The 3,524-nt window shown below is 69.0% G+C and carries 2 protein-coding genes and 2 pseudogenes; 1 reads left to right on the forward strand and 3 read right to left on the reverse strand.

What is annotated here, in order from left to right; translation table 11 throughout:
• From AB0G02_RS31760 to AB0G02_RS31770, 3 genes and pseudogenes are all read right to left on the reverse strand, one after another.
• Positions 1-253: pseudogene (locus AB0G02_RS31760) on the reverse strand (adenylate kinase); the annotation flags it as partial.
• A 49-nt stretch (positions 254-302) separates the two neighbouring features.
• Entirely contained in the window at positions 303-1,214 is a 912-nt protein-coding gene (locus AB0G02_RS31765; RefSeq protein ID WP_360801445.1) for a Gfo/Idh/MocA family oxidoreductase, read from the reverse strand.
• Positions 1,215-1,302: 88 nt separating this feature from the next.
• Positions 1,303-2,895 (reverse strand): tryptophan halogenase family protein, encoded by a 1,593-nt coding sequence (locus tag AB0G02_RS31770; RefSeq protein ID WP_360801448.1) that lies wholly within the window; start codon positions 2,893-2,895, stop codon positions 1,303-1,305.
• Between the two features lie 277 nt (positions 2,896-3,172).
• Between AB0G02_RS31770 and AB0G02_RS31775 the strand changes: the two are divergent.
• Positions 3,173-3,524, forward strand: a pseudogene (locus AB0G02_RS31775) (2,3-diaminopropionate biosynthesis protein SbnB); the annotation flags it as partial.

The following is a 3,524-nucleotide window of genomic DNA, read 5'->3' on the forward strand; positions in this document are numbered from 1 at the left end:
CCCGGTGCCACAGCACCTCCGCGGTCCGCGAGACGTAGTTGCCGTCGACCACCCACGCCGGCCCCTCGGTGGCCGCGGCGAGCCGCGCGCGGAACTCCTCCACCGGTGTCGGCGCCCAGCCCGGTCCGTGCTGGATCGCGTCCAGCTCGACGTGCGCGCCGTCGACCACGCGGGCCAACCGACGGGCCAACGTCGACTTGCCCGCACCGCTCACGCCGAGCACGACGATCCGGCGCACGGAGAACCCGTCCACCACCCCACTGGACCACACCGACGCCGGTCCGTCCAACGAAAAACGGCGGTCAGCGGCCGGCGGTGGCGTGCGCGCGGGTGAGGGCCGAGGCCGCGGCGAAACCGAGGACCGGGTCCGGCCGGCCGGACAGCAGCCCGGCGTACAGAGGGCGGTAGTGCGCGACCTTGCGCGGCGTCCGGCCGTCGCCGCCGTGGGTGGCCAGCAGCTCGCCGCCGCGGCACGCGAAGCCGGTCATCGCCGTGTGGTCCAGCCAGACCTCGACGTCGCCGCACGTCAGCGCGCTGGACTTGCTGCTGGCGCCGGTGAGCCAGCTGGTGCGCAGGCGGGCCGTGCCCACCGCCCCGCGCGACCGGAACGACGCCGTGGCCCAGCACTCGACGCCGTCGTCCCGCAGCGAGGTCACCGCGTCGACCTCCACCAGCCGCGCCAGCACGGTGAGCTGGTTGATCCCCGAGTCCGCCCACGCCGAGACGTAGGACGTGAACGCCTGCTCGCCCTTGAGCACGTACGGGTCGCAGAACGACGACGTCACCCCGGTGACCGGCCCCCACTCCGGGTGCGCGGCCAGCAGCGCGGCAGCCCACTCCACCTCGGGCGAGAACGCGAAGTGGTGCGCGGTGAACAGCCGGTCGCCCGCGCCCGCCTCGGCCAACCGGGGGAGCGACGCCACGTCGAGCACCAGCGGCTTCTCCACCAGCACCCGGGCCCGCGACCCCGTCAACGCCGCCACCGCGAGGTCCGCGTGCGAGTCCGCCGGCGTCGCGACGACCACCAGGTCCGGCCGGTGGGCGGCCAGCGCGCCGGCGAGGTCGGCGTGGTGGTCGGGGGTCGTGCCGCAGAACGTCGGCGGCCCGGCGTGCGGGTCGACGGTGAACACCAGGTCCACATCGGACCGCTCGGCCAGCACCTCCAGGTGCGTGCCCGCGATCGTGCCCACCCCGACCAGTCCCACCCGCGTCACCGCCACACCACGAGTATCCACCCGGGACGGCGACGAGCCCACCGGGTCGGGGTCCGGTGGGCTCGTCTGTTTCCCGGGGGAGGGGAACCTACTTGCCGTGCAGCTGCTTGAGGTACTCGTAGGTGCTGGGCAGCGTGGTCAGCAGCTCCTTCTGCGTCTGCTTGATCTGCGCGAACACCGGCTCCGCCGAGTCCAGCACGTCCTGCCGCGCGGCCAGGGCGGGCAGCGAGTGGTCGGGCAGGTAGTCGAGCCCGGCGAAGATGCAGTAGTAGTTCGAGTTGTTCCAGAAGTTGCGGAACTCCGCGTCGAAGTTCGCGTAGTAGGTCGACTCGTCCGTGATCGGCATGTTCACCGCCAGGCCCGCCTTGTACATGCGGACCTTCTCCTGGAAGTCGTCCGCCAGCCGCAGCTCCTTGCAGGCCTGCCAGAACGCCGTGTCGTTGCGCGGCGCGAAGCTGAAGTGGCCCTGCACGAAGTCGCGGGAGTCGTCGAACATCGTCTCGATCTCCGCGTTGAAGCGGTCCTGCAGGATCGAGTCGAAGTTCTTGTCCGGGAAGTACTTCGCCAGTTGGTAGAGGGCCGCGTAGACGAAGTAGATGCCGGTGGACTCCAGCGGCTCCAGGAAGCAGGAGGCGAGGCCGATCGACACCACGTTCTTCACCCACGCCCGCCGGTTGCGGCCGACGCGGAACTTGATGTGGTTGAGGTTCTGCGTCTCCGGGTCGAGGCCCCACATGTTGCAGAACTCCAGCGTCGCGTCGTCACGCGTCTGGAAGCGGCTGGAGAACACGTAACCGGTGCCGAAGCGGCCCAGCATCGGGATCTTCCACGCCCACCCGCTCGACATGGCGATCGACGAGGTGTAGGGCTCGACGCCGTTGGCCTCGTCGTCGTGCGGCACCTGGGTGGCCACCGCGCTGTCGTTCATCAGGTGGTCGCTCATGTCCAGGAACGGTTCCTTCATCGCCTGGTTGATGAGCAGGCCGCGGAAGCCCGAGCAGTCGATGAACAGGTCGCCCTCGATGGTGAGGCCGCCCTCGGTCTTGAGCGCCGAGACGTGACCGCGCTGGTCGAGGACCACCTCGGTCATCTTGTCCTGGATGTGCACCGCGTTCTGGTTCTCGATCGACCAGCGGCGCAGGAACGGCGAGATCAGGTTGGTGTCGAAGTGCCACGCGTAGTTGGTCCACTTCGTGCCGTCCATGAACCGCGGCGACAGCTTCGCGTCCAGGATCGGGGGCTCGCGGTAGCAGGCGTAGTCGAACGGCTCGTCGGTCTGCCCGTTCAGCTTCTTGTGCGCCCAGTAGTGCGACAGCGGCTGGTTCTCGTGGTTCGGCAGCAGGCCGAACAGGTGGTAGTACTGGTCCGTGCCGTCGCCGTGCGGGCGCGCGTCCGCCTGGCCGCGGCCGGGTGTGCGCCAGTTGACGAACCGGATGCCCATCTTGTAGCTGGCGTTGCACTCGCGCATCCAGTCCTCTTCGGCGATGCCGAGGAACTCGAAGAACGTCTTGTGCAGGTTCGGCACGGTCGCCTCGCCCACGCCGATCTTCGGGATGGAGGGCGCCTCCAGCACGGTGACGTTCACCGCGGGGCCCAGCGCCTTGCCCAGGTACGCGGCCGCCATCCAGCCCGCGGTGCCGCCACCGAGCACCACGACCTTCTTGATCCTACGATCTTCCATCGAGGTTTGTCCTCCCGTCATGGTCACGACAAAGGTCGCGGAACCGACGTTCGCCGCAGTGCTGCCGGTCTTCGAAGGGCGAGGGCCCGAGATGGGCGAGTGCCCCGGGATGTCCGTGTCGGAACAACCTGATCCCAAATAGCTATGAATTCTCTATACCCGCCGCCGTCAGTCCCGTGTCAGCGGCTTGTCAGCCGTGTTCGACAACCTGTGGTCGTGACCGCTGCCCGGACGGGTCGGCGCTGCTCGGAGACCTGCACGAGAAAGGGGCGGTAACGTGGGACCTGCCTTCGCGGTGATTTCCGGTGCTCAGGTGGACCAGGTATTGCGAGGGCGGGAGAAGCACGTTCTCGAACTCATCGAGGCCGCCTACCGGTGGCACGGTGAAGGCGACACGGTCAATCCGCCGTCCTATTTCCTGCGCTTCCCCGAGGACCCCTCGTCGCGGATCATCGCACTGCCCGCGTCCATCGGCGGCGACATCGGCGTGCACGGGATGAAGTGGATCTCCAGCTTCCCCGCGAACGTCGCCTCCGGCCTGCCGCGCGCGTCCGCCGTGCTGATCCTGAACGACCGCGTGACCGGCTACCCGATCGCCTGCCTGGAGAGCTCCATCGTCAGCGCGGTGC

It is taken from the genome of Actinosynnema sp. NPDC023658 (assembly GCF_040639995.1).
Lineage (GTDB): Bacteria > Actinomycetota > Actinomycetes > Mycobacteriales > Pseudonocardiaceae > Actinosynnema.